General features: G+C 54.3%; 25 protein-coding genes. 12 read left to right on the plus strand and 13 right to left on the minus strand.

The window, feature by feature from the left end:
• Positions 1 to 140: 140 nt before the first annotated feature.
• The 8 genes from ACN0XZ_RS08365 to ACN0XZ_RS08400 form a co-directional block, all read right to left on the minus strand.
• Positions 141 to 3,185: a tetratricopeptide repeat protein gene (locus tag ACN0XZ_RS08365; RefSeq protein ID WP_417457279.1), complete on the minus strand. Its 3,045-nt coding sequence runs from the start codon at positions 3,183 to 3,185 to the stop codon at positions 141 to 143.
• Complete coding sequence (locus tag ACN0XZ_RS08370) at positions 3,172 to 3,900, minus strand: flagellar motor protein MotB (RefSeq protein WP_417457280.1); 729 nt, start codon at positions 3,898 to 3,900, stop codon at positions 3,172 to 3,174. Before ACN0XZ_RS08370 ends, ACN0XZ_RS08365 begins: the two co-directional genes overlap by 14 nt.
• Positions 3,900 to 4,574, minus strand: coding sequence for a hypothetical protein (locus ACN0XZ_RS08375; protein ID WP_417457281.1), 675 nt, complete (start codon positions 4,572 to 4,574; stop codon positions 3,900 to 3,902). Before ACN0XZ_RS08375 ends, ACN0XZ_RS08370 begins: the two co-directional genes overlap by 1 nt.
• Before the next feature lie 26 nt (positions 4,575 to 4,600).
• Positions 4,601 to 5,251 (minus strand): protein phosphatase CheZ, encoded by a 651-nt coding sequence (locus ACN0XZ_RS08380; protein ID WP_417457282.1) that lies wholly within the window; start codon positions 5,249 to 5,251, stop codon positions 4,601 to 4,603.
• Positions 5,252 to 5,315: 64 nt separating this feature from the next.
• Positions 5,316 to 5,996, minus strand: coding sequence for a MotE family protein (locus ACN0XZ_RS08385; protein ID WP_417457283.1), 681 nt, complete (start codon positions 5,994 to 5,996; stop codon positions 5,316 to 5,318).
• Positions 5,997 to 6,033: 37 nt separating this feature from the next.
• Complete coding sequence (locus ACN0XZ_RS08390; RefSeq protein WP_417457284.1) at positions 6,034 to 6,450, minus strand: DUF6468 domain-containing protein; 417 nt, start codon at positions 6,448 to 6,450, stop codon at positions 6,034 to 6,036.
• An 8-nt stretch (positions 6,451 to 6,458) separates the two neighbouring features.
• Positions 6,459 to 7,601: a flagellar motor switch protein FliM gene (gene fliM, locus ACN0XZ_RS08395; protein ID WP_417457285.1), complete on the minus strand. Its 1,143-nt coding sequence runs from the start codon at positions 7,599 to 7,601 to the stop codon at positions 6,459 to 6,461.
• Positions 7,602 to 7,627: 26 nt separating this feature from the next.
• The gene (locus tag ACN0XZ_RS08400) at positions 7,628 to 8,194 is read right to left on the minus strand and encodes a flagellar basal body-associated FliL family protein (RefSeq protein WP_417457286.1); all 567 of its coding nucleotides are present in this window, start codon (positions 8,192 to 8,194) and stop codon (positions 7,628 to 7,630) included.
• Positions 8,195 to 8,532: 338 nt separating this feature from the next.
• Here ACN0XZ_RS08400 and ACN0XZ_RS08405 point away from each other — a divergent pair, with 338 nt between their 5' ends.
• The 4 genes from ACN0XZ_RS08405 to flgH are packed head-to-tail and all read left to right on the plus strand — an operon-like array spanning position 8,533 to position 11,897.
• Complete coding sequence (locus ACN0XZ_RS08405) at positions 8,533 to 9,279, plus strand: flagellar hook-basal body complex protein (protein ID WP_417457287.1); 747 nt, start codon at positions 8,533 to 8,535, stop codon at positions 9,277 to 9,279.
• 40 nt (positions 9,280 to 9,319) lie between these two features.
• Positions 9,320 to 10,105 (plus strand): flagellar basal-body rod protein FlgG, encoded by a 786-nt coding sequence (gene flgG / locus ACN0XZ_RS08410; RefSeq protein WP_417457288.1) that lies wholly within the window; start codon positions 9,320 to 9,322, stop codon positions 10,103 to 10,105.
• Positions 10,106 to 10,117: 12 nt separating this feature from the next.
• Positions 10,118 to 11,083, plus strand: coding sequence for a flagellar basal body P-ring formation chaperone FlgA (gene flgA / locus ACN0XZ_RS08415; RefSeq protein WP_417457289.1), 966 nt, complete (start codon positions 10,118 to 10,120; stop codon positions 11,081 to 11,083).
• 13 nt (positions 11,084 to 11,096) lie between these two features.
• Positions 11,097 to 11,897, plus strand: a complete 801-nt coding sequence (gene flgH, locus ACN0XZ_RS08420; protein ID WP_417457290.1) for a flagellar basal body L-ring protein FlgH — start codon at positions 11,097 to 11,099, stop codon at positions 11,895 to 11,897.
• A 285-nt stretch (positions 11,898 to 12,182) separates the two neighbouring features.
• Here the strand turns inward: flgH and dksA are convergent, their stop codons facing one another.
• Positions 12,183 to 12,620 carry an RNA polymerase-binding protein DksA gene (gene dksA / locus ACN0XZ_RS08425; RefSeq protein ID WP_417457291.1) on the minus strand — a complete coding sequence of 146 codons (438 nt, stop codon included), beginning with the start codon at positions 12,618 to 12,620 and terminating at the stop codon, positions 12,183 to 12,185.
• Between the two features lie 161 nt (positions 12,621 to 12,781).
• Entirely contained in the window at positions 12,782 to 13,201 is a 420-nt protein-coding gene (locus ACN0XZ_RS08430; RefSeq protein ID WP_417457292.1) for a flagellar assembly protein FliX, read from the minus strand.
• A 208-nt stretch (positions 13,202 to 13,409) separates the two neighbouring features.
• Between ACN0XZ_RS08430 and ACN0XZ_RS08435 the strand changes: the two genes are divergently transcribed.
• The 4 genes from ACN0XZ_RS08435 (at position 13,410) to ACN0XZ_RS08450 (ending at position 16,755) form a co-directional block, all read left to right on the plus strand.
• Positions 13,410 to 14,537 (plus strand): flagellar basal body P-ring protein FlgI, encoded by a 1,128-nt coding sequence (locus tag ACN0XZ_RS08435; protein WP_417457293.1) that lies wholly within the window; start codon positions 13,410 to 13,412, stop codon positions 14,535 to 14,537.
• Positions 14,537 to 14,875, plus strand: a complete 339-nt coding sequence (locus ACN0XZ_RS08440) for a rod-binding protein (protein ID WP_417457294.1) — start codon at positions 14,537 to 14,539, stop codon at positions 14,873 to 14,875. Before ACN0XZ_RS08435 ends, ACN0XZ_RS08440 begins: the two co-directional genes overlap by 1 nt.
• Positions 14,876 to 15,355, plus strand: a complete 480-nt coding sequence (locus tag ACN0XZ_RS08445) for a hypothetical protein (RefSeq protein ID WP_417457295.1) — start codon at positions 14,876 to 14,878, stop codon at positions 15,353 to 15,355. It abuts the gene before it with no gap.
• Positions 15,356 to 15,924: 569 nt separating this feature from the next.
• Positions 15,925 to 16,755 carry a flagellin gene (locus tag ACN0XZ_RS08450; RefSeq protein WP_417457296.1) on the plus strand — a complete coding sequence of 277 codons (831 nt, stop codon included), beginning with the start codon at positions 15,925 to 15,927 and terminating at the stop codon, positions 16,753 to 16,755.
• A gap of 100 nt (positions 16,756 to 16,855) precedes the next feature.
• Here the strand turns inward: ACN0XZ_RS08450 and pseC are convergent, their stop codons facing one another.
• The 3 genes from pseC to ACN0XZ_RS08465 form a co-directional block, all read right to left on the minus strand.
• On the minus strand, positions 16,856 to 18,049 hold the full coding sequence (pseC, locus tag ACN0XZ_RS08455) for a UDP-4-amino-4,6-dideoxy-N-acetyl-beta-L-altrosamine transaminase (protein ID WP_417457297.1): 1,194 nt from the start codon (positions 18,047 to 18,049) through the stop codon (positions 16,856 to 16,858).
• Positions 18,050 to 18,058: 9 nt separating this feature from the next.
• Positions 18,059 to 19,096 carry a UDP-N-acetylglucosamine 4,6-dehydratase (inverting) gene (gene pseB / locus ACN0XZ_RS08460; RefSeq protein ID WP_417457298.1) on the minus strand — a complete coding sequence of 346 codons (1,038 nt, stop codon included), beginning with the start codon at positions 19,094 to 19,096 and terminating at the stop codon, positions 18,059 to 18,061.
• 84 nt (positions 19,097 to 19,180) lie between these two features.
• A complete protein-coding gene (locus tag ACN0XZ_RS08465; RefSeq protein WP_417457299.1) occupies positions 19,181 to 21,175 on the minus strand; it encodes a glycoside hydrolase family 57 in 1,995 nt (664 codons plus the stop codon).
• 156 nt (positions 21,176 to 21,331) lie between these two features.
• Here ACN0XZ_RS08465 and ACN0XZ_RS08470 point away from each other — a divergent pair, with 156 nt between their 5' ends.
• From ACN0XZ_RS08470 to ACN0XZ_RS08485, 4 genes are read left to right on the plus strand one after another with little or no spacing between them, the layout of a single operon-like run.
• On the plus strand, positions 21,332 to 22,081 hold the full coding sequence (locus tag ACN0XZ_RS08470) for an SDR family NAD(P)-dependent oxidoreductase (protein WP_417457300.1): 750 nt from the start codon (positions 21,332 to 21,334) through the stop codon (positions 22,079 to 22,081).
• Between the two features lie 4 nt (positions 22,082 to 22,085).
• Entirely contained in the window at positions 22,086 to 23,852 is a 1,767-nt protein-coding gene (locus tag ACN0XZ_RS08475; protein WP_417457301.1) for a 1-deoxy-D-xylulose-5-phosphate synthase, read from the plus strand.
• 13 nt (positions 23,853 to 23,865) lie between these two features.
• A complete protein-coding gene (locus tag ACN0XZ_RS08480) occupies positions 23,866 to 24,852 on the plus strand; it encodes an ATP-grasp domain-containing protein (protein ID WP_417457302.1) in 987 nt (328 codons plus the stop codon).
• The gene (locus ACN0XZ_RS08485) at positions 24,849 to 26,027 is read left to right on the plus strand and encodes an ATP-grasp domain-containing protein (RefSeq protein ID WP_417457303.1); all 1,179 of its coding nucleotides are present in this window, start codon (positions 24,849 to 24,851) and stop codon (positions 26,025 to 26,027) included. The genes ACN0XZ_RS08480 and ACN0XZ_RS08485 overlap by 4 nt, the downstream gene beginning before the upstream one ends.

Consider the following 26,027-nt stretch of genomic DNA (forward strand, 5'->3'; position numbering starts at 1 on the left):
TTCGCGGCCCTCCAACAGCCGCCCTTGCCAAGACATCATTGCCCAAGCCGCGCAGAATAGAAAATAATATCCCTTTCACGAGTTGGTGAGCCACGCGCGAGCAAAAACCAAGCGGCATAACGGCATAAAATAGTTAGATTTTATCTACCTGAAAAATCGCTGCGGTAATCCCGCATGAAGGATTGCAGCTTCTCAACACTCGCGATTTGCCCGGCAATTGCACCAAGCTCACGGCCCGAGAGCTCCTGATCATTGGTCAGCAGATCGAACGCATTGGCAAAATCACCAACCCGCATCTGCGAGCCATAGCGGCGACGCATCTCAATAAGCCCCGCACGGTCTTCCATAAAGGTGAGCGCGATGGTTAAGCGAATGAGGTTCAAACGCTCAAGCGGGTCAAGCGCCTCATTGCGCCGCCAACCATCCCCCAAAAGTTGGCGAATAGTTGCCGAAGCCTTGGACCAGGCCTTGCTACCCCAATAGATATCGGCCTTCAACTGCTCGGCCTCGCGGCTACGGTCGCCTTCGAGGAGCACCTCCGCCTCCTCATACCGGCCCAATTCAATCAACGCGCGGGTTTCAACGTGCCGACGGGTCGCATCGATATCTTCCGGCAGTCGTGGCTCACGCGTCGCACGCATGATCTCAAGCGCCTTATTTGGTTGCTCGTTCAGGATATATATTTTCGCGAGATTCGCCGCGATGAGCGCACGCCCAGCCCCCTCGGTGCGAACACGAACCTGATACTCAAGAAGTTCCGCAGCGCGATCCAGCAGGTCAACCGACACGAGCCGGTCTGCAAGCCGCCGGATCATCAGGTCACCCTCAGCACCCAAAGGCGTCAGGTCACGAAATTTATAATAAAGGCTGATGGCACTGATCGGGGTCAGGACATCGGCTTTGCCCTCAAGGAACAGTTCTCTAAACATGGCAGCCGAGCGTGAGATCATCTGGCGGTCTCGCGCGAGATCGGGGAAATAGGACACCCCTTGCCTCAGCACCTCAAGCCCCAGTTCATATTGCTTGGTATCAAAATACAGGTCAGCAAGGTCATCCAGAAGCTGCGCCTCGAAGCGGGCACCTCGCCAGGCAAATCTTAGTCGCTCCAACTGATCGATAGCCTGTTCTTGGGTAATGTCCCCGTTCTTGAGGTTCTGCGTGGTTTGCGCATAGCGGGCGCGTGCCGCGATCCAGCGGTACGGTACGTTTGTCAGGTCATCAAACTGAGCGAGCGCAGCGTCCATCTGCCCTTGCCGCGCTGCGATACGCGCGCTTTGGAACACAGACTCTGCCAGTTGTTCATCATTGAGGTTCAACCCGTTCAATAGGTCAAGCTCACGTAACGCTAATTCAAGATTATCAAGCTCAAGCGCAGCCCGAACGACAGCAAGCTGAATTTCAGCCCGATCAAAGTCGTCATAGGTGCCCATCACGTCTTTGCCGCGGCGATAATGCTCAAGCGCGGCGTCGTATTGACCCAATGCCTCAGCCACCAGAACACGCCACAGTTCTGCATCCTGTTCAGCCTCAAGGCCCTTGTTTGAAAGGTCAGAACTTGCGGCCTCAAGTCGGCCCTGCTTGAAGTTTGCTACACCGCGCACCGCGAGATATTCGCTGTTCTGCGCCAGAAGCGGGTCTTCATCAAGCATGCGCTCAAGCACCCCTATAGCTTCAGACGCACGACCATGTGCGATATAGAAGCGGGCGAGCTTCCAGCGGGCAGCGTTGCGGTCCGTTAGCGGTTGAAGTGAAAGCTCATAAAACAGGCGGGATTTAATCTTGCGATACTCCCACGGCTCACCAATACGCCAAGCATCAAAATCTATGAGCCTCGAAAACTGCTCATCCCGCGCTGCCTGCGAGAGGCCTGTATCGCGCGAGAGTTTCGTCGCTGACAGGATGTTGTTGCCCGCCGAACGGATAGCAATGCCGTCCCGAAACCGTTCTACATCAACGAAGTCTGACTTTGGCATAACCACCACGCCTTGGGCCGTTTCCAGTAGCTGGGAAGACGCGTAGCTATACTCTTGCGCCATACCACGCCCTTCCCCAAGCATCGGCAAAACCACAAGGAAATCGCCAACAGCCGGGTCTTCGACATCGATCTTGCGGCCGATATCTGTTGCGGGCACGAATATCTGTTGGCCCTGCACACCCTCAGCTTGGCGTGTTGGCTCAAGCGGGAAGCGTGGCTTGGTTGGTGTATCTTTGAGGCTGATCAACCAGTCATTTACATCACGTTCCACAACAACGGATTGTCCGTTCTTTAGCCCCAGCCGCATCACAAGGGCATCGCTGTTGTCCTGCAACTCAACGGCCCGGATACGATCCTTGATAATGCCCTGCCCGGCACGAAGGCCGCTTGGGTCAAACTTATAAGGCTGGTCAAAAACAAGCCACAGATAGCCACCGCGTTCAAACGCCGCTGAGGCCACTTCTTCCGGCCACGGGAAACGAAGCTGAATACCAGCTTCAACCTCAGAAACCGAGACTGGCACAACCTTGTCGTCAGGCGAAAAGGCGGTAACACCCTGAATGTCGATACCGGAAAATGCATTGGCCTGAACGACCGGTTCTTCGGGTAACGGCTGCTGGACCTGCCCATCCGCATTAGCTGGACTGCCATCCGTTTGTGACTGTGGTTCAGGATCATTAGCCTGAACCCCTGTGTCGCCACTAGCATCACTCGCTGCCGTGCCATCCTCATTTTCCTGAAGCGGCTCAGCAGTCTCCGTATCGCCCGTATTCTCAGCGGGCGCAGGCGCCATATTCGCGGCCGATTGCACACGCGCAGCCGAAGTTGAGTAGATGTCAATCACGAGATATTGGCCTGACCAAAAATCGCGCGGTCCAGCATCTTGCGGCACATCAAGGGTCACTATAGTGCGGCCAGCTTGCTTGCCGACACGCGGGTTCGTTGCTTGCCTAAGTGGAGTAGCGAGTATGGCAGAAAAATCCAGTTCCACATCAGCTTCAAAGCTGATGGTAAGCTCCGTACCTTGTTTATTGATGCTATAACCAACCGTTCTAGGTAGCGGAAAAACAAGACGGGCTGCATTTGACTGCTGTGCACCCTGCACAACAACTTGCGCGCCAGAAGACTGCGCCAACGCACTCGGTGCGGCAGCAAGCGCCACAGACAGGCAAACCGCGCCAATCAGATTTTGCCACCTAGAAAATGTCATAAGCGCTTTGCCCACGTCTTTCGTTAATAAGGACGATATCGATACGCTCGGCCCACTCGATCCTGCTGTTGGCTGAGAGAGCCTGGCTCAACTCCGCATTTCGGGTATCTGCGTATCCAAGTACGGTAATCGGCTGCAAATAACCGGAATCTGCGAGCGCGCCTGCCACCACACGCGCCCTTGTCATCGAAAGCTCCCAGTTCGACCGAAACAACCCGTTGGAAATGGGTGCACCATCTGTATGAGCCGCTATCTGCATTCTATTCCGTATCTGTACGAGCGCACCTGCCAGTTGCCGCATCGCTCGCGCAGCATCAGGTGCCAACACCGCCTTTTTGCGCTCAAACATCAAGCTGGCAGGCAATGAAACCACCACAGAATCGCCGCGCCGATAAACAGCAGCATCCTGAAACAGCGGCATTTGTTTCAACTGCCGTGACAGCAGCGACTGGAGATATGAGAGATTAAGCCCCGCGACGTTCCGCGTCATCAGTGACGCAGGTGCATCATGCGGTATAGGATCAACTGTTGGTCGCAAGGGGTTAAACTCTTCCGACATTGTATGCACAACGGCCTTCCAGCTCTCGAACGTCACCGTGTTCATTGAGAACACCAACACAAAGAACGTGAGCACAAGTGACAGCAAGTCTGCGAAGGTAAGCAGCCATGGTGCCGACGTTGCATCGGCTCGCTTTTGTTTTTTCTGCGCCCACATCAGCGGTACCCTCCGAGCGGCGCAACTGCTCCGGATGGCGGGATGGACCGAAAGACGGCGAGTATCTCACCCTCCGGCACGGCGGCGAACCCAGTCGTGAAAGTTCCCTCTTCCACACCATTTTCAAGAAGGTAGCGCGCAAGCGATCCAGCCCGGCGCACAGCGACTTCCTGCGGTCTTGTCATCTCAGCGTCAACCGGGCCTGCACCAACGCCAAAAAGGATAGCCAGTTCTTGCCGTCCGCTCCCGGTTTGGTTTAGCCCAGCCACCAACTGGTTCAGGAAGGGGTGCATATCCGGGCGCACCCGAAACGAGCCTGCGGGGAAAAGATAGTTTTCCGGAAACTGGACCTCAAATGTATTACCGCCCTGATTTGAGAACCGGCCCTCTATATTAAACTCCGCGAAAAATGCCCGCTGGAAATTCTGCAATATGGGATCATTGGACGCATCCTCCGAGGCGCGCGGATCGATATCCAAACGCTTGTTCGGCGCTTCAGGTTGAAATGTGGTGTTCACACTTTCCATCGCTGCCGCCGCGCGGGATGCGGCATGCTGAGACGCGGAAGTGAGGACGATAAAAAACGCGAGCAAAATCAGGTAAAGAGCGACAAACAAACCGAGTGTGTTGTCGCTCCCAAATAGTTTCTTGGTCTGATTATGCTCTATAAACATCGTTGCCTGATTATTGGTCCGAACAGTTAGTCAAAACTTGCGAGAATTGCATCGATTTCGGCCTGGCTGTTGCCTTCACCCTCGAGCTGCGGGCCGTGCAGAAGGTCTGTATCGTCCGTGGCGACACCCTCGTCATCAACCTCAATCGTTTCCTCTTCGGGCTCAATATAGTCATCGCCAATCGCGTCAGCGAGCGCGTTCAAGCGCTCTTCAAGGTGACCAAGTGTACGCATAACCTTTGTGATGCGTTGACCTGTAAGGTCCTGAAAACTTGATGCCTGGAAAAGATCAGTCGACACCTGCGCCAATCGCTCGGCCGCATCGTCACCCATCTCTTCAGAAATCTGCCCTACCGTTTCGGCAGCATCCATAATGGTTTCCGCGGCTTCTTCTGTAGACTTTACGATCGCGTCGAGCTGTTCACCTGCATCCGGGATATCCCGGTTGGACAGGGATTTTGGCTGCATGCCAATCAGTTCACTTTTTGCAGCGTTAATGTAGGACAGCAGCTCACGGAGTTCGCCCGCGATCTGGTCAATTTCCTCATCGTGCGTACGTCCCTTGACGAGGCTTCCCACAACGTTCGCGATTTCGTCAATCGCTACATTGTCACCTCGGTCCTGACGCAATGCCTTGGCCCTCTGTTCCAGGCTAACCACTGCTGCCTGTTTCACCATTCCAACAACTCCTCCGCCCCCAAAGTAAGTCACTAAATTCTATTAAGCCTTGGTATTCCTTGGCTTAGTTGCCCTCGTTGTTCAGGTCCTGAATACGAGGCGGCTGCGCCAAGGTCGCTAGCTCCGTCGTCAAAACGCTGGCCGCCTGCGGAGACATTTCCCCCATCAGAGCGGCGACTTTTGACGGCTTCATTTTTGAAACGAGATCGATCTGGGTCTGCAACGCTAACGCCTCAAACCGTGGCGCGGCATCCTTTGGTTTCATCGTCTCGTAAACCTTCACGATATCCTGCAGTTTCTTGTCTTCGGCATCTTCAAAAATCCTCAGATGTTCCTTGATCCGTGTCTCAAGAACTTCGAGCTGTTGAATTTTATCGTTGATGCGCTTCTCGGTGCTTGCAAGCAACTGTTCCTGCAGGTCCAGCTGTGTCTCTCGCCGCTCAAGCTCCTCGCGCCGCTCACGCAATTGCGTGATCAACTCCATTTCCTCATTGCTGGGAAGCCCCACCACCAACGGCTGGCGTGGGCGTTCTTGAGGTGGTGTAGATGCTGCGGTGTCTGCGGCTTCATTGTTCGCTTGCGCGGTATCGGCGTTGTCGCCACCCTCTTGCTCTTGAGCGCTAACCGGACCAATCAGGAGGTTGTAACCCGTGTAGAGGTTGATGCCTCTGATGCCGAGCGCGACAAAGGCGAATAAAATCAGGAGGGGAAAAATGCGTACCCTGCTCAAAACTGCATTACTCATTTCATCTTTCCTTCACCATTGGAGCCCACACAAGGGCTCACCGGGCTTCCCTTAGGGCCGCCAATATTTCCTGCTGCTGTTTGCTGCTCGCCTTCTTGGTCGGCGCTTCAGCAGCTTCAGTTTTCGCCGCATTGCCTGTCAGCCCGCGTTCAATCCTGTCTGCAAGATTGTTGCCAGCTTCTGTGATCATGCCAAGCTCATCCGCGAGCGCACCAGCTTTCTGGACCTGACTTTGCAGACGCTCTTCCACATCGACGGCAGACTGCTTGAGCCCGGCGACGCTGCGCTGCGCGTCCTGAACCGCCTTATTCAGGTCATCAACCAGCGTGCGCAGTTGGGCCTGCCCTTCCCGGATTGTACCCAAACGGCGATAAACGATGATCGACACCGTGATCGACGAGATCAGCAGGAGCGCCAGCACACCATCAACTATCATTTCAGATACGAGGTCCATGCGTTTCCTTAATAGCCATTTTCATCGGTCGGATTTAAGCGTTCAGCAGTCTGCCGAACCTGAACGGCCACATGCTGGCCCGCCCGGCCGATTGCACCACTCACCATAGGTACATCCCCGCATTTTAACACAACTTCGTCGTTCGGGGTCTTATTAAAGAGAATGGTCTGCCCGACCTCCAGGTTCATCACATCGCGGAGAGACATGGTTGTCTCGTCCATAATGGCGTGGAGATCTACATCCGCGCGCCATAGCTCGGTCGCCAAGTGCGTTTCCCAGATAGAATCCCGGCCAAACTTCTCGCCCATGAAGCGCTGCAACAAGAGTTCCCGCACGGGCTCAAGCGTCGCGTATGGGAACAGCACCTCAAGGCGCCCGCCCCGGTCTTCCATATCAACACGAAGCTTGATCAGGATCGCGGCATTTGGTGGGCGCGCGATGGTAGCAAACCTTGGGTTTGTCTCAAGTCGGTCAAAGGTGAAGTTCACCGGGCTCAACGGCTCAAACGCCCCGCACATGTCTTTGAGCACCACCGAGATCATTCGCTCAACAAGTGTCTGCTCAATCGTCGTATAAGGCCGGCCTTCAATCCGCATTGCAGCCGTACCCCGGCGACCACCAAGAAGAACGTCCACGATCGAGTAGATCAGGCTGGAATCAATGGTCATCAGGCCATAGTTGTCCCACTCTTCCGCGCGAAAAACAGCCAGCATTGCCGGAAGCGGGATTGAGTTCAGATAGTCACCGAAACGAACAGAGGTAATATTATCCAGCGAAACTTCGATGTTATCGGACGTAAAATTCCGCAGTGAGGTCGACATCATCCGCACCATACGGTCGAAGATGATATCGAGCATGGGCAGGCGTTCGTATGAGACAAGTGCGCTGTTGATAAGGGCATGAATGCCGGTCATCTCACCCGCATCGCCGTCCCCATCAAACCCAAGTAGGCTGTCAATCTCGTCTTGGTCAAGAACACGCCCCGGTGACGGTCCACCAGAGTCGTCGTCGTCCTCACCGCCTGCCATTGCCTCCCATTCGGCAGCCATGGCATCCTGGTCGGTATCGTCTTCCTCATCGTCGCCACCACCAGCCATGGCTTCCCACTCGGCAGCAACCGCTTCGTCGTCAATTTCTTCTTCGTCAGCCATGATAACCTCTCAGACGCCTTGCGTGACTAGCCCTGCACCAGAAATTCCTGGAATAGCACGTCCCGAACCCGGGTAGGCGCCACAGCCTGATTGATGCGCATCAACAGCTCCTCCTTAAGGCGAAAGATACCTGCTGCGCCATCAAGGTCCTCGGGGCGCAATTCGCGCATGTAGACGTTAAACTCATCCAAAATCCGCGGAAGCTTGGCATCCAGGTCAGCTTTATAGCTCTCTCTGTCCACTTCCAGTTGGATTTGAACCCGGAGGAAACTTGAGCCCTGCCCACCTGTATTCAAATTATACTGTTGGGCGGGTATCACATAGAACAAGGTCTTGAGTTTCTCAGTCGGTACATCCTGCTCAAGCTGTGCCTGCTCTCGCTTGTCTGCCGCAGCTTCCGCCATCTCATGCAGGTCAGCATCTTCATCTGGCGTGTCTTCGCCGCCCATGAAGGACATGATGCCAAGACCCGCGAGCGCAACAATCACCAGACCCGCGACGCCAATGACGACCTTCTTGCCGCTGACCTTCTTGCGTTCCAAGCCTTCGACGAGTTCCGCTTCCCCTAAGGTGTCTTCCATATTATCGGACATGAAATATCTATGACCTCTATCATTGCCTGATGAACACCGCAGTTAATGGACCCCGGCGTCTTTATTCTCTGTTCAACTTTATCTTTATTTATACATAGTTAACAAGCCGTGAAATCCCCGTAAAGAAATCAGGCAATAATTTTACCGTTCCCCGGTGGGCAAAACCCGCTGATGCGGCAAAAAACTCGATACCAAAACTTCCTCATCATTGGTCAAACTCATCTTCAAACCACATAACGCAATGATTTTATTGAATAAAATTTCTGGCACGGTTCCTGCTTATTCTCTGGCAAACCAAATCTGCGACAAGCAGAAGCTGCGAATGCAGGAGAAAAAAGATGGATACCGCACTTTTTGTCGGGTTGGCACATAGAAGCGCACTGAAAAGGCGCATGGACGTTGTTGCACATAATATCGCAAACATGTCGACAACAGCGTTTAACAAAGAACGAGTTGTATTCCGCCAGCATCTTATGGATGCGCCGGGTGCAGCAGCCACTACAGGTGGCAAGATTGCTTATGTCATGGATGCGGGGGTTACTCGCAACACTGATACAGGCAGCATGATTTCATCCAATAATCCACTTGATGTCTTTATCAAGGGGCGCGGTTACCTTTCAGTAACAGCAAGCGACGGCCAGACGGTCTATACCCGCAACGGTCGCATGATGGTCGATAAAGATGGTGAACTGTCACTGCTCTCTGGCGAGAAAGTCCTCGACGATGGCGGGCAAACCATCCAGTTCGACGAAGAAGACACCGACATTCACATCGCACCTGATGGCGCCATTTCCACCAACCAGGGTGAAAAAGGCAGGATCGGCCTCGTGTCCTTTGCCAACGAGCAAGGCATGAAACGGCGCGGCTCCTCGCTTTATGAGACAGACCAAGCGCCTATACCGCCCGAGAATATGACCGATGTCTCGCTTCGCGCCAAAGCATTTGAAGGCTCAAACGTAAACGCCATTGAAAGCATGGTTGAGATGATCGACGTGATGCGCGCCTATGAACGCGCCTCCAAGAACTCATCCGGCTATGAAGACATGCGCAAAGACTCCCTCGACCGGCTTGCCCGTGTGCAATAACCGGCCTGATCAACCAGGAAACTGAGGAAAGGATTGAAAGATGAAAGCATTAAGCACAGCAGCGACGGGCATGCTCGCACAGCAGCTCAATATCGAGGTGATCTCGAACAACATCGCTAACATGAACACCACTGGCTTCAAGCGCCAGCGGGCAGAATTTCAGGACCTACTGTACCAGAACATCGAACGTGTAGGCGCCAGCTCTTCAGACGCAGGCACCACGGTTCCAAGTGGTATTCAGGTCGGTGTTGGTGTGCGCGCCGCAGGGGTGTACCGCATCACTGACCAAGGTAGCCTTTCAAGCACTGGTAACCTTTATGACGTTGCCATCAACGGCCGTGGTTTCTTCCACATCCAATTGCCAGATGGTCAATCGGCTTATACCCGTGCAGGTTCCTTCCAGGTTGATCAGGACGGTCGTCTCGTAACACCTGAGGGCTACCCCGTTCAGCCTCAAATCGTGATCCCACAGGATGCGGTTGACGTTTCAATCAACGAACAAGGTGTTGTTTCCGTGAAGCAGGATGGCCAGACCAACCCAGCAGACATCGGAACATTTGACCTTGTGACCTTCCCGAACGAAGTGGGCCTTGAGGCCATCGGCGGGAATATGTATCTAGAAAGCCAAGCATCCGGCGCACCTAACGTAAGCCAAGCAGGCCTCCCCGGCTTCGGCAAGATTGTTCAGGGCTTCCTTGAACAGTCGAACGTGAATGCGGTCGGTGAAATCACATCGATGATATCTGCACAGCGCGCTTACGAGCTCAACTCCAAGGTCATCCAGACCTCCGATGAGATGCTCCAAGCTGCCAATAACCTTCGCTAATAGGGGGGCATGATGCAGACGCTTAAGAAAACATACAAAAGGGCGGTAATCGCCGCCCTCATGTGCGGGGTTCTCGCGCCTGCAACAGCCGCGCACGAACTACGTGAGCAACTGTCGGTTATCGATCCGGTTATCAAGCTTGGTGATCTTTTCACTGACGCAGGCGCTGCCGCCGAAACCATCGTGATGGAGGCACCTGCGCCCGGGAAAGCAAAGCAGCTTAGCTCTTATGAGCTTGAACGCATTGCCAACCAGTTTGAGCTGGATTGGGAGCGCCCAACCTACCTGAAACGTATACGGGTTTACCGGGAAGGCAACAGCTTCACCCTTGATGACCTCAATGACATTGTAATGGCTGAGATACAAGCACAAGGGCTGACGAGCGACGTTGAAGTGCAGATCTACGGCCGGCGCACCGGGCTTTATTTGCCTGCAGATGCCACAGCCAATGATGTAGAGATCGAAAGCTTTGAGATGAGCGACCGCCGTGACCGCTTTAACGCCGTGGTGTTGATCCCAACCGGCGGTGTTGAGGCTGACCGGCTGAGCATCTCAGGTCGGATTGAAGAAGTCCGTATGGTGCCTACGCTCAACCGCATTTTGACACCGGGCGAAGTTATTCGCAAAAGCGATATTGAATGGATCAAATTTCCGGTTCGTCAGATCAACGCACGGGTCGTGCTTGATCAGGCAGAGCTTGTTGGTCTGGTCGTCAAGCGCGCTGTACGCCCTGGTAAAACCATATTCTCAACCGATGTGGCCCTGCCCGTCGTGGTTGAGAAAGGCAGCATTGTCACCATGATTGTAAGCGCAGGCGCGCTGTCTCTCACCGCGTCGGGCCGCGCGCTCGAAAATGGCGGAGACGGAGACACCATCCGCGTGATGAACACCAAATCCAAGCAAACAGTGGATGCGAAGGTGCTCAACTCGGGCCAGGTACAGGTATCCAGTAACTCTTTAACGCTTGCCGCGATGTAATGAGGAGGCAACCATGTTAAAACAGATCGTTCAAAAAACAATTCTTGTTGCCGCACTCACTTCGCTCGCAGCTTGTGGTGCCGCTGACCGGATATCCGACATCGGCAAGGCGCCTGACCTGACCCCTATCAAGGATATCAAAGCCCCGGTGGCGCAGCGCTCTATCAGCCTGCCCATGCCACAGGATACACCAGACCGGTACCAGCCAAACTCGCTTTGGCGCACAGGCGCACGCGCATTCTTCAAAGACCAGCGTGCCTCCAACATCGGCGATATCCTGACCGTGAACATCGCGATCTCAGATAGTGCACAGATCGGCAACTCGACAGCGCGGTCGCGTTCGACAGCGGAGAGTGCGGGCTTGCCAAACTTCCTAGGGCTAGAGGCCGCTATTCCACACGCGCTCTTTAACCAGCGCGCAGCCGATGCCGGTGCCACAAATGGTAACGCAGCGGCTGCCAATGCCTTCAGTGCAAGCTCCCTCGTGGGAGCAGACTCCGGTTCATCCTACACCGGCACAGGGTCGGTTGACCGCTCGGAAGCGATTAACATGACAGTTGCAGCTATCGTGACCGAAGTTCTTCCAAACGGGAACCTTGTGATCCAGGGCCGCCAGGAAGTGCGTGTAAACTTTGAAAAACGCGAGCTTCTGCTCGCAGGGATCGTACGCCCGGAAGATATCTCCAGCGGCAATACGATCTCGCACACCCAGATTGCCGAAGCCCGTATCAGTTACGGTGGCAAAGGCCAGATTACCGATGTCCAACAGCCGCGTTATGGGACCCAACTGTATGACATCATATTCCCGTTCTAATGTGATCTAACCAAGGAGGACTATGGAGAGAAACTAGGAACTACTTACCGAAAATAAAGCCAACTGACAAAGGCCGGGCATCATGTCCCGGCCTCTTTTTTGCTGATTAGGAATCCTAACGAATCGATTCGAATCTTAGGGTTTTCTTAGTGCTTTCGTGCCCCCATAAACTCAAATTTTGATTTTGTCTCAGAAGCCAATCCAGGAACCACTCTAACGACCTGATAGGGCACAAAAAAAAGGGAGCGCACTGCGCCCCCTTCCCGTTGACTGATTTTCAATGTCTTAATCGTCGCGGTGTACTTTTTCCGCGCGCTCATGGGCTTCCTGCGCTTCAATGGTCATGGTCGCAATCGGCCGTGCGTCAAGCCTGCGAAGGCTGATCGGTTCGCCGGTTACTTCACAGTATCCATATTCGCCATTCTCAATACGGCGAAGCGCTGAATCAATTTTTGAAACAAGCTTGCGCTGACGATCCCTTGTGCGCAGTTCAACTGACCAATCCGTCTCTGACGACGCACGGTCAGCAATATCTGGCTCACGCAGGTTGTCTTGCTGAAGATTTTGCAGTGTTTCCGCAGACTCACGGAGAATGTCTTGTTTCCACCCTTCCAGCTTGCGCCTGAAATACTCAAGCTGGAGATCATTCATAAATTCTTCGTCTGGCGACGGCTGGTACCCTTCGGGCAATACGGTTGCTGTCGCTGTCATTGTTTCCGCCATTGTCACTCCCTAACAAATACACTTTGCCGGCCTTCGCCTAGTAATCCCCCGAAGACCCGGGCCGTTATATAATGATTTCCGGCTGTCAGTACAAGGCGTAATAAAATAGCGCCGAGTGCGGCGCTTTCAGCAAGTTTTGGAAGAATGCCAAGTGCTTGGAATCAAACACCAAGTTTCGCGAGCTCGACCTCGGCCCTCAGTTCAATTTCTTCCAGCACGCTATTGAGCTTCTGGTCTTCTGTCTTGCCGCGCTGATTCCTTGCAAGGTCGGCAAGACCACGCAGATTGCTGGCGGGAATAGAACCAAGAAGAATGCCTTTTCTGATTTCCTCAAGGATATCAAGCATTTCTTCCGCGCGCTTCAGTCCTTTCGAGCGAGACTGTGTCGAGTCTGGCACCTCCTGAAGCGATAGCAATGCATTCACGGGCGCCAGAGGACTCGCGGCAGAGGCTTTAGATGCGGCATGCGTACTGCTGGGGCCCTCAAGCTCACCGCTAAAGGCAGAGCCTTCGCTCGCCTGCTTTCGCGACGTCTTCTTGATGGTCTTGGATTGTACTTGCCCGGGGCCGGTAATCTTCATGCTATCAAATTAATCCTTGGCAGCGCTATGAGCAAGCTTTGCTACACCTATCCGGAAATTTTATCCACGTTAAACTATCGTGCGATATTTTTTCTTTTAATAACAATGCATTAAACGACACGCCAAATTGGCACAATCTTCGCATTAGTCAGGCTGAGAATTTAATGTCCGGCAAAAAGCGCCGGGCTTGTTACAAAGGTGCCGAAGCATGTTGCATAAATCTTTCTTCCAGAAGCTCGTTGCTATAGCCGGTCTTTCCCTGGCTGTGATGATGCCAAATGAAGCCGCAGCTTCATCCCGCATCAAAGACATCGTTTCGGTTGAAGGTATCCGGGAGAACCAACTGATCGGCTACGGCCTGGTTGTGGGCCTGAACGGCACCGGTGATACGCTTCGCAACACCCCCTATACCGAGCAAAGCTTGACTGCCATGCTTGAACGCCTCGGCGTTAATGCCAAAGGCGAAACCATGCGGCCCGAGAATGTGGCGGCTGTTATGGTTACGGCAACGCTGCCCTCATTCGCGCGTCAAGGCACCCGCATTGACGTTCAGGTTAGCTCCATGGGTGACGCCGAAGATCTCAAGGGTGGTACCCTGATCGCGACCCCGCTTCTTGGTGCAGACGGTGAAGTTTACGCTGTTGCGCAGGGGTCTGTCGCTGTTGCAGGTTTCAGCGCTCAAGGTGAAGCTGCCTCGATCGTTCAGGGCGTGCCAACCAACGGCCGCGTGGCAAACGGCGGCATTGTGGAGCGCGAGATACCTTTCGAGCTGAGCGACCTCACAGCCGTTAAACTGTCGCTGCACAACCCTGACCTTACTACAGCGCAGCGCATCACGCAGGCGATCAATACGCACCTGAAAACCAACATGGCGCGGCTTCTCGATCCCGCCACGATCCAGCTTGATCGCCCAATCGGTTACGAGATGGCGCTGGTGGACATCCTCACCACTATTGAGCAGATCGCCGTTACACCTGACCAAAAAGCGCGGGTGATTATTGATGAACGTACAGGCATCATCGTGATGGGCTCTGAAGTTCGCATCAATTCTGTCGCCATTGCCCAAGGTAACCTGACGATCAGTATTTCCGAGCAACCACAAGTGTCTCAGCCCGGCGCTTTTGCGCAAGGTGGCCAGACCCAGGTTGTGCCGCGCAGTACCGTGAATGTGGAAGAGACCGGTACAGAGAAGCTTACTGTCCTGCCGCCTTCAGTGACCCTGCAAGACCTTGTGGACGGCCTGAACGCCCTTGGCGTGGGCCCACGTGACATGATCTCGATCCTGCAGGCGATTAAAGCCTCAGGTGCCATGCAAGCCGAAATACAGGTGATGTAATGCAGACCCAGCACGTAAATATGGCGCAAGCGCAAGTGATGGAAGCCCAGTTCGCCGCCGCCCGCAACGGTATCGGCGCAGTTGGCAGCAACCTCACCGATGCACAAAAAGCCGCCGCCCGCGAAGCTGCGGAACAGTTTGAGGCTGTGTTCATCTCACAAATGCTGAACCCGATGTTTGAAGCCATTCCAACCGATGGCTTGATGGGTGGCGGGCCCGCAGAGGGCGTTTACCGCTCAATGATGGTCGATGAAGCAAGCAAGTCGATCGCCCGCAATGGCGGTGTTGGTATCGCGGACAATGTGTATCGCGAACTTCTCAAGATGCAGGAGGTTTAAATGCCACTCGATCCCCTTCCCTTGAAATCAAACACACCAGACGCGCCGATTATTACGGGCCACGGCTCGCAGCTTGCAAAACTCACGATCTCTCTGACCGAGCTAATCAGCCGCGAAACAGATCTTCTCAAAGATCGGAAACCGCGCGAAGCCCAGAAGTTGCACGGTGAGAAGAGCCGCCTTATGGCTGAATACCGGGAGACCCTGAACCGGGTTCGGGTAAACGAACACACCCTGGGGCCAAAAGGATCTCCTGAGCGGAACTACCTCAAAGACCTAACGGATACGTTTCGTGCCGTCTTGCGAGACCACGCCCGTGTTGTCCTTCGCCTGAAATCTGTCAGCGAAGGATTAATCCGCAGCGTGGGCGAAGAAGTAGCCAAAAGAAACCGCCCGGTTGTGGGATACGGCAAAAACGCCGCCACACAACCAGCGCCAAGATCTCGCCCAACCTCTCTCGCCCTGAACCAGGTCATATAGAAATGCAGGTTAACCCGCAGGCAGCGTTACTCGCGCTCCTGCGCATCCCTGTCGGCACGACCTCTCAAGCGCCCGATCTTTCCGCGTCTGGTCGCTTCCAAAATGAACTCCTGGCCTTTCATCGTCAGGAAAGTGTTTCAAGCCAAGCCACCACTCAGCTTGTGAGCTCAGTCCGTCCTTCAGTCTTCATTCCTGAAGCAGGCATGGCGGCTGGTCAAAACACAACCTCAAAGCGTGGCAGTAGCAAGAAACCTCAAAAGAGAACAGGCACCCCTGTCAGGGCCGCTACGTTTCAGCCCCAGGGCAAATAATACCCCACCCTCAAAAACAAGATCGTATCTCCTTCGTGGCCAGCTCCTTAACCGGTAGATGTTGCACTTTCTGCCCTCACCACTGGCACATTATGCCCTCGGACGACTTTTCCATTCATGACGACAAAGCGCGAAGATGTGATTTTTATTGTTTATTTTCATATAGTTATAAATATTAAAAATTGGCACACCACTTGCATCAACCGATGCAAGCCGAAATGACGGCCGGGTATAACTGTCATGAGAAGGAGAGGTTAAATGACCTTTTCAATTAATGTTAACGCTAGTGCCCTTGATGCACTCCGTAACTTGAACAACACGAGCAAGCAGCTCGAAACAACACAAACCCACATCAACACGGGTTTGAAGATTTCTTCCGCCAAAGATAACGCAGCAGTCTTCTCAATCGCGCAAAAGTTGCGTGGTGACCTTAAAGGCCTGAACGCTGTTAAGCAGTCTCTCGACCGTGGAATCTCCACCGTTGACGTGGCGCTTGCCGCAGCCGGCGCTATTTCCGACCTCCTTCTGGAGATGAAGGAAAAAGCAGTTGCCGCCGCCGACCAGGGCCTCGATACCACAAGCCGTGACGCACTCTCGCAGGACTTTACAGCCCTTCGCGACCAGATCACCACCGTGGTTCAGAACGCTAGCTTTAACGGCACCAACCTGATTGATGGTGGCACGGACGCTATTGTAGCGATCACCAACGCTGACGCCACACAAACGCTGACAGTGTCACACCAGACGTTGACGCTCAGCAGCACAAATATTCCGATCACAACCACGCAGACAATCTCTACACAAGGAACCGCTTCTGCCGCTGTGACCGACATCAGCGCAGCGATCAACAACCTGAACTCTGTTCTGACCAAGCTGGGCTCCGGCTCAACATCCCTTGAACAGAACCGCTCCTTCGCGGGTCGCCTTGCAGATGTGATTGAGGTTGGTATCGGTAACCTTGTTGACGCCGACATGGCTAAAGAAAGCGCTAACCTGCAGGCTCTGCAAGTGAAGCAACAACTGGGTGTGCAGGCGCTCTCGATCGCCAACCAGTCACCTCAGTCTATCCTCTCGCTCTTCCAAGGCTAGAGCATCCGAAGAGGCTCATGACTTTATACCCACGCCATATGGTCAGAAGCGCGCAAGCGTTTCTGACCCGGCTGGAAACAACAGTCAGAGGATATCTTCCCTACTTGGCTTCGCCCACAATTTCCTTCAAAACCTGCGCAACACGGTCAACATCAGCGTCGCTCATGGCTGGAAATATAGGCAAACTCAAAACCGCTTCGTAATAGCGGCCCGCCCCAGGGAAATGGGGTTCTCCGTACAGATTCCGGTAATATGGCTGCCATGGCACAGGCAGGTAATGCACCTGTGAGCCCACGCCTTTGGCTTGCAACCGCTTCATAAGTTCAGCGCGGCTTACGCCTACAGCGTCAAAATCGATCAAAACCGGGTAAAGATGCCACGCAGATGTGGCGAGTGATGTCCGCCGCACTGGTTTGAGAACATTTGACGCGCCGGTTAGAGCCCTATCATACCGCTCGGCAATTTCTGCCCGCCTTGCCACAAACTGCCTGAGTTTACCGAGCTGGCTTAACCCCAGCGCACACTGCATATCCGTCGCCCGGTAGTTATAGGCAAGCTCGTGCATCTCATAGTACCAAGGGTTTGCTTGGCCGTCCGGGGCAAAACCGTCTGGCATCTTCCAGTCTCTCGGATCCCTACGCATATCATGCCCACGAAGGTGACGCAGTCGTTTTGCCATCACAGGGTCATTCGTCGTGACAACACCGCCTTCTCCCATCGCGATTGACTTGACCGGATGCAATGAGAAGCAGGCAAAGTCTTCATATTGCCCGTCGCCCGGAAACCCACCGGCTTTATAGGTCGCGCCAAGCGCGTGGCAGCAATCAGTAATAACCTTGAGATTATGCGCCTCTATCAGCCCTTGAAGATCAGGCATTTCAACGCATTGCCCGTTGAGATGCACCGGCATGACAGCAACCGCCTTTTCGCTTTTCTCAAGCGCTGCCGCTAATGTTTCCGAAGTCAGAAGCCCGGTTTCAGGGCAAACATCTGCAAAAACGACATCTGCGCCCGCCATGCGGACGACATTTGCGGTTGAGAGGAAAGTTACAGCAGGCACAATGACCTGATCACCAGGCCCTACTCCCGCCGCGATCACAGCCAGATGCAGCGCGGTTGTGCCATTTGAGCACACAACTGCTTCAGCGGCACCAACCGCTTTCGCGAAGGCCGCTTCAAACTCGTCAACTTTCGGGCCTCCGGTAAGGGCACCGTGTCGCAGCACATCAACAACAGCCGCGATATCATCTTCGTCTATCTGATGGCGACCGTAAGGGAGAAAGTCATCCGACATTTTGGCCTTCTATTCGCCTTCCTCGGGAATCTTGGTCAGTATTTCCCTCAAAGCTTCAACACCAAGCCAATCATCATTCTTGTCGCTTGAATATTCGAAACCTTCCGGCATGCCCTTATGGCCCTCATCCAGCAGATCATCCCTGTTCCAGAAGTGCCATTCAGGCTCAATCACATAGCGGTCGCCCAGATCAATGGTGTTGCGCGCATTATGCTCGGTAATCATAATTTCGTGCAGTTTTTCCCCGGGGCGGATACCTACGTGTTTGATCGCCATACCGGGCGCCAGCGCCTCGATCAAATCCGGTATGCGCATGGAGGGTATCTTGGGTACAAATATCTCACCGCCCCGCATAATAGGGAAGCATGACATGGTGAAATTCACCGCCTCTTCAAGTGTGATCCAGAAACGGGTCATGCGCTCATCGGTAACTGGCAGTTCCGTCGCACCTTTTTTGAGAAGAGCCCGAAAAAAGGGAATAACGCTGCCGCGTGAACCCAAAACATTGCCGTAGCGAACGACAGCAAATCGGGTGCCCGTACCAGACGCGAGCGAGTTCGCCGCCACGAAAATCTTGTCCGAGGCAAGTTTGCTGGCGCCATATAGATTGATCGGGTTCACCGCCTTGTCGGTAGAAAGCGCGATGACCTGCTTCACACCTGCACGAATAGATGCCTGCACAACGTTTTCGGCGCCAATCACATTGGTCCGGATACATTCAAACGGGTTATATTCCGCGAGCGGCACCTGTTTCTGTGCTGCCGCGTGCACAACGATATCAACACCGCGCATGGCCATCACAAGGCGTTCGAGATCACGAACATCCCCAATAAAGAAGCGGACCTTTTTCTGCTCTTCTTCCGTCAATGTGTTCTGGAGGAGGAAATGGTTCAACTCACCCCGGGCGAACACAATAACCTTACGAGGGTTATGGTCTGCCAACAGGCGACGCATCAGGGTTTTTCCGAACGATCCTGTCCCACCGGTGATGAGAACCGACTTGCCATCAAAGTCCGCCGACGATCCCCCGAAACCTGAAAAAGACATATGGTATCTCCCTGATCCCAAATTTGCTTTGCACACAGAAACTTAGCACCCACACCGCGTCAACAAAAGAACTTCTTTGCCGCATTAGTATCCAGCCCTCTGTAGCGAAACCTTATAGCAGAGTTTTGGCGCCTCAATATTTTCTGACATATCCAACGCCTTCCGCGACGAGGTCTCATCCGACTCTCGAACGCTAATCGCAGCCCGCACAAAATAGCTGTCCCTCACCGTCTGGGCTGTAATCAACCCAACCCCCGCTGCATCGCCGCGCGCCATATGGAGGGTGACGGTGTGGCGGTGATCGCCCATTCGGAGAAGCCCACCCGTCATGCCAAGTCCCGTTGTTGCCGAAACGAGGCGCGACACGGCGCGGCCATGGTCAACGCTCAGCAATGCACCGTCATGTGAAAGTGCATGCCGCTCAATCGTTCTTCCCCCGTTATGAGTTTCAAAAAACAGGTTTTTCACGTCGAATGCGAGCGGGTTGAGCGTAACAAAACCAAGCCGAAATGCACCGGGCAGTGGCATCAGCCAATCATGCAGATACTCGACCGTAAGGCTGCAATCTGCAGGGTCAAACAACAGTTGTTTGGTAATCGGCCCCAGGGAGGTCTCGATTGTTGCACGAATGTCAACTTGACCGTGCTCATTCACCGCAACCGTGGGCTCACATTTCACAAGGTCGGTTACCTTATGGCTGTCATGAGGTTCATAGACAAAATGGCCGCTGTAAAAATCGGCACCAAACGCGATGTCGTCATAAAACCCATGCGCCAAGGTGCCAATCGGGCTCGCCTCTCCCGGCGCGCCCGCTTCCTGTGGTACTAGGGGGCCAAATCCCATTGCCTGAACCGCGAGGCCCCGCGCCGTATTGAGCGCGAGATGGCAGTCCCCCGCTTCAATCTCAAGCCAGCGGCCACGACGCTCAATGCTCGGCGGAGCGGCATTCCCCGTATTCTTAGCTGGTACAGATTCCGCTGATCTTGCACCCACCGACGGAAGACGGTCCTGCAACTCTCGCCACCGAGTTTCGGTTATATGGGTCCTGAAATCACTTGCCCAAAATCCGCAAAGCTCTCGCCAGGCCTCGGGCTCATCCGCCCCTTGGTCCATCAGGCTTTGGTAGATACGCCAGCAGTGCGTGTTGAGCGCCAGGTCGTTCCGACCCGTCACAGCCCAGCGCAACACATTGTATTTACGCTGTTTTTTAACTGGCACTGGGGCCGAGGCACATTCCAACTGGATCGCCTCACCATCTGCGGCCAAGAGTTTGAGGGCATCCCGAGGCAAGCCAAACTTAACGCCGCCGCTATCCTTTAATGCCCGCAATAACAGACCAATGCGCTCATATTCGCTCATGCCGTCTATAGTAGCTTCGCTCTCAAATCGTCCGGGCCTGAAATCAAATATTTCCGCGTCGCTGGTATAAAGCGGCATCGCCCGCATGCCCTTGCTGAGCTGTAATACCAAAAACTCCATATATTCCGCGGCTGATAGCTCCCCATGAGCAAAACGCTGGAACTTCTGGAATGAAATCACGTCCGACCAGATGACGGGAATGGTTTCTCCGTCCGCGCCAAGCAAGGTTTGCGGCGCTAACGCAAATTCCTTCTTCCAGTTACTATGATGGCTCGCGGGCTCCGCCCAATCCATGATGATCGCTTCAAAACCCGCAGCTTTATATATCGGCACCAGCCCCGGCGAATAGGCCTGCTCATTCACCAGTGCAATTTTTGGCGTTTCACCAAGTATTTCCCCGAAATCTGCCTGCCCAAGCTTGAGGTTCCACTCATTCACCTCAGGTGGAACGAGCGGGCCAATGAGCTGCGCATAACCGCTACCTATAAACTCAACCAGCCCTGCTTTAGAAAGCGCCCTTGCCTCATCCACCCACGCCGGGTCAAGGTCACGTATCACACGGAGCGTAAAGCCTGTCATCTCAAGGCCTATGGGGTAGCCCTCGCGAGCCAGCCTGAGCAAGGGCCAGTAGCATCTCTCCACCACATCCGCACGCTGTGATGCCTCGATGGAAGAAAACGCGAGATTTAAATGGAACGCTGTATATAGCGTTGGCTTCAATTGCTCACTCCAATGCGTTTCGCGTCCGAAACATATACGCAAATTAAACCGGGCCGATCAATACAATGGTACATTTATTGCTTTCACCGACACAACTGATAAGCTCGTACCAAACTAACCCTAAGCCTTTGTATTGCAAGCAGGACTACACAAGACATGCTTACCTCGTTTTCGCTGGAAGGAAAAGTCGCGTTAATTACCGGGTCCTCACGGGGCATTGGTGCCGCCATTGCTGAAGCTGTCTTTCAGGCTGGCGGGCACCCTGTCATTACCTACCACCAGAACCAGGATGCCGCAGACCGCGTTGCCAAGAGATGCGGCGGCGCGCCCGTGCTCCAGTTCGATGCGGCCAATGCTGAAAGCGCCAAGGCGCTTGCATCCAGCGCGATTGAGGCCTGTGGTAAGGTTGATATTTTGGTGAACAATGCTGGTATACTAGAGCAAAAGCCCTATCAGGATATCACGCTATCCGAGTGGGACGAGATGTTTGACACCAACCTGAAGGCTCCCTTCTTTCTGGTTCAGGCGCTGGCACCCCATTTCATCGAGCGCGGCGAAGGCTCGATCATAAACATGAGCTCGGTTGGCGGTCAGTTTGGTGGCCCCAAGGCACCGCACTATGCGGCCAGCAAAGGCGCGCTCCTGACCCTTACAAAATCGCTATGCCGGTTGCTGTCACCCCACGGTGTCAGGGTAAACGCCCTCGCTCCCGGCTTTATTGAAACCGACATGATGAAACACATGGCCACAAAAACCGACAGACAGGCCATGATCGACCAAGTGCCCATAGGGCGCATCGGAACACCGGAAGATGTTGCGCATGCCGCCGTTTTTCTGGCGTCAGACGCCGCTTCCTTCATCACCGGGCAAGTTATCAACGTCAATGGCGGGCAATATTTAGGATAAGATCATGAACTCACCTCTCGCGACCATTCGTGACCCCAAAGATGTGCAGAGCCTTGATGCTGCAGACCTTGATGCGCTCGCGGCCGATGTCAGGTCGTTCCTCCTCGAGAACATCAGTGAGACCGGCGGGCACATCGGCGCAAACCTGGGTACTATTGAGCTGACCATTGCGATGCACGCCTGTTTCCGCTCGCCTGACGTACCATTTTTGTTTGATACCGGGCATCAGGGTTATACCCACAAGCTGTTGACCGGGCGCGCGCATCTGTTCCCTACCCTCAACAAATATGACGGTATGAGCCGCTTCCTCACCCACCTTGAAAGCGAGCATGACCCCATTGAAGCCTCTCATGCGGGCACGGCCATCTCTGTCGGTCTTGGCATGGCACTTTCGCGGAAATTAAGGGGCAACACGGACCCTGTTGTTGCAGTTGTGGGGGATTCTGCTCTTGTGGAAGGCGCGTCACTTGAAGCCCTGAACCACGCGGCGGTTGAAGACACCAAGCTTGTTGTGATCGTAAACGACAATGGTTTTGCCATCAGCCCCGGTTTTGGGGCAGTGCATGAAGCGCTGCAGTCCACTGACGGCAAGGCCAAAGCACTGTTCGAAAGCCTCGGCTGCACCTATATCGGCCCGGTTGACGGCCACAATATTGCGGAGATGACAGCCGCACTTGAGGAAGCAAAAAAAGCGAAATCGATGCCTGTTGTGCACGCCAAAACGGTCAAGGGGCACGGCTGGGCACCGGCAGATAACCATCCGTTTCGCCTGCATTTTTCCTTCCCCTTTGACCCTGAAACCGGGGCCGCGAAAGGAAATGCAGCACCACAGAAAACCTATCCGGATTATGCAGCCCAGGTGCTTGAGCGGCGCATGGAAAATGACGAAAAAATCACCTGCATCACGCCCTCAACCATCTATGCGACCGGCCTTGCGGGCATTTTCGCGAAATACCCCGACCGCTGTTTCGACCCCGGCATGGAAGAACAGCACGCGCTGACCATGACCGTTGGCATGGCGCTAGACGGTGCCAAACCCGTCATCGCCTACCAGTCGACATTTCTGCAAAGAGCGTTTGATCAGATCATTCACGATGTTTGTTTCATGAACGTACCGACCCTGATCCTTTCTGCCCGTAGCGGTTTCAGTGGGTACGATAACCCAACCCACCACGGCATTTATGACATTGCCTTCTTGCGCTCTATTCCCAACCTCAGGGTTTTCTACCCCAAAGACGGGCCAGAGCTGCAAACCATGATTGACGTGGCGTTGGACGAGTTGAAGAGTCCAACGCTTATCATGATGCCTTATGGCCCGGTCGCGGACTTCGGCATCAACTCGTCAAACGACAAGGCAAATATCCTGAAACCAGAAGTGTTTGGTGAGGGGGATGATCTGGTTCTTATTACCGTTGGCAACAAGTTTGCGGCGGCTAGGGAAGTGCAGGACTATATGACCGCACGCGGTACCCGCACCAGACTTGTGAACATCAGACAGATAAAACCCCTGCCTGAACAAGAGCTTATGGAAATCACTCGAAATGCCACACGTGTGGCGGTGATTGAGGAAGCGGTGCTGGATGGCGGTCTTGGCTCGCAAATCGGCACCATGCTGATGGAAAATGGTTTCAACGGCAAATTTATGCGCCACGGCCTGCCCTGCAAGTTTATTGAACCCGGCGCGAATGATGAGCTGGAGCGCATCTATAAGCTTGATGGCAAGGGCCTGATCGAAAATATCACCGCCAGGTGGCCAGACCTAAAGAGCTGAAACCAATAGGAAAATGAGCAAACCCTATATTGCATCCATTGGCACCGGTGCCGGGCAGAAACGGCTGATTGAAGCCGCTCAGCAAGCCGGTTTTTCTGTGCTGGGGATCGATCGCTCCCCGGATGAAAACCTGTGTGATGCAGGTCTTGCGGTCAGCACCTATGATGCAGACGCTGCGGTCGCTGCAGCACTCGCTTGGCAAGAAAATAACCATAAAATACAACACGTTATCGCCAGAACGTCAGGGCCTGCGAATATTACGGCAGCGAAACTAGCGGCTGCCCTTCAGGTGCCGGGCCAAGGCCCTGATCTGGCAGAAGCGGCGCTTTCCAAATATTCCCTGTACCAGCAATGCAGGGCAGAAAATGTGCCCACAATCGAGACCATGCAACACCCAGAGAGCGAAAAACCATCACTCTCACTGCCTGTAATTATCAAGCCAGATCAACCCCTTAAAGGGAAAGAGAATGTCTTCCTCGTGCGCGAGCTAGCAGAGCTCGACACGGCTATAAAACAAGCGTGTGCGGCCTCCATCAACCGGATGTATGTAGCCCAACCCCTTGTAAATGGGGAAGAATTTGGCATATCGGTCGCTGCACGCGACGGTAAGATGTTATGGCACGGCTATTTCGCTGAACTTGTAGCCCCGGACGAGCGCGGTCGGTTCATCGGCCAAGGTGTGGCGAGTGAGGCGAAAGTGTGCGCGAAAGTGCGGCGTATGTGCGGCGCGAGTGTGGCGCAGCTTTTGGCCCGCTGGGGCACCACTGGTTTTGTATTTTTCTCCTTTCGCCTCAATGAGTTGGAAGAACCACTGCTCTTTGAAGTGAACCCCGGCCTGTGTGGCGACCAGATTGTGGACAAACTTTTCCCCGCCATGTGGCCGGGGGCTGACTTTTTCAGCATGGAAATCGGGCTTCTCACCCGCGCCGAATGCACCTTCCCGAAAACCGAAGGGCTGGCCTCTGTTGTCCGCACCGACACAAGCGGTGAAACAGCATGAAGAGCCGAGCAATCATCCAGATCGGGGGCTCGGTCCTGCAGCGGCACACCATGGCATGGGCGCAGGACGCTGGCCTCAAGGTTCTGCTGACCGATAGCAGCGCGGACGCCTACCTGAAAGATACCGCAGACGCCTTCCATCAGGCGGATGGGACTGACGGCCAGGCAATTCTGGAACAGGCGCAGGTCTGGCTTGAGCACTATGACATTGTTGAAGTATACGCGGGCGGTGACTTTGGCTTGAAGTCTGCTGCCTATGTTGCCGAAGCGCTAGGCATCCCCCACTGCGTACCGGATGCGGTTGATATCAGCCTCAGTAAAGACCGGGCACTTGAAAAGTTCCGCGCTGCCGGGCTTACCGTCCCCAAACGGACAGATGAACACAGCGCCGCCTCTCACCTGCCGGTTATCGTTAAACCCAAGGACAGCAGCGGCAGCCGAGGGGTTACCTTTGTTGAAGACGCCGCAGACCTTGCCGCAGCACTTCAGCACGCCCGGCAATACTCCAGCGACATCATTATTGAGCACTGGGTTGACGGTCGCCACATCGATGTGAACGGCATTCTCTGGCATGGTGACTTTTATGGCTGTGAGGTGATTGAGCGTTTCTTTTCGCCCCTGCCGCTTAGATACCCGCTGGGTATGGTTACACCGCCAAAGGATTTGACGGAGGCGGACCGCGAGAAGATATTCGACACCCTCGCCCGCGCTGCAAAAGCTACAGGCATAAACCACGGCCCGGTGAAAGGTGATTTCATCATGACGAGAGACGAGATCGTGGTTCTTGAAATCGCACCGCGTTTCCATGGTGAAACCAACACCTATTCCGCCCCGCATGCCTACGGCAGTTGCTCCGCCCGGGATTATATGATGGCGCTAGGGGCTGAGAAGCCGCCTATCACACAGCACTATGGCGCACCAAAGAGCATTGCGGGCTGGGCCGCTATTTTCCCCGAAACCACAGGTCGCCTAAGGGAAGTGCAAGGTGTTGAAAACGCCCTCGCCCTGCCCGGCATCACGGATGTGGTTGTCCGGCGCGGGCCCGGCTTCACCGTGAACGCCATCAAGGACAACACCGCGGTTATCGGCTTTATCTATGGCCATGCCGCCAACCATGAAATGCTTGACCAGTTGCTTGTTGAAGCCCGTAAAACCATAACAGTTGAGATGGAATAA

Origin of the sequence: Kordiimonas sp., from assembly GCF_048264555.1 — a bacterium.
Lineage (GTDB): Bacteria > Pseudomonadota > Alphaproteobacteria > Sphingomonadales > Kordiimonadaceae > Kordiimonas.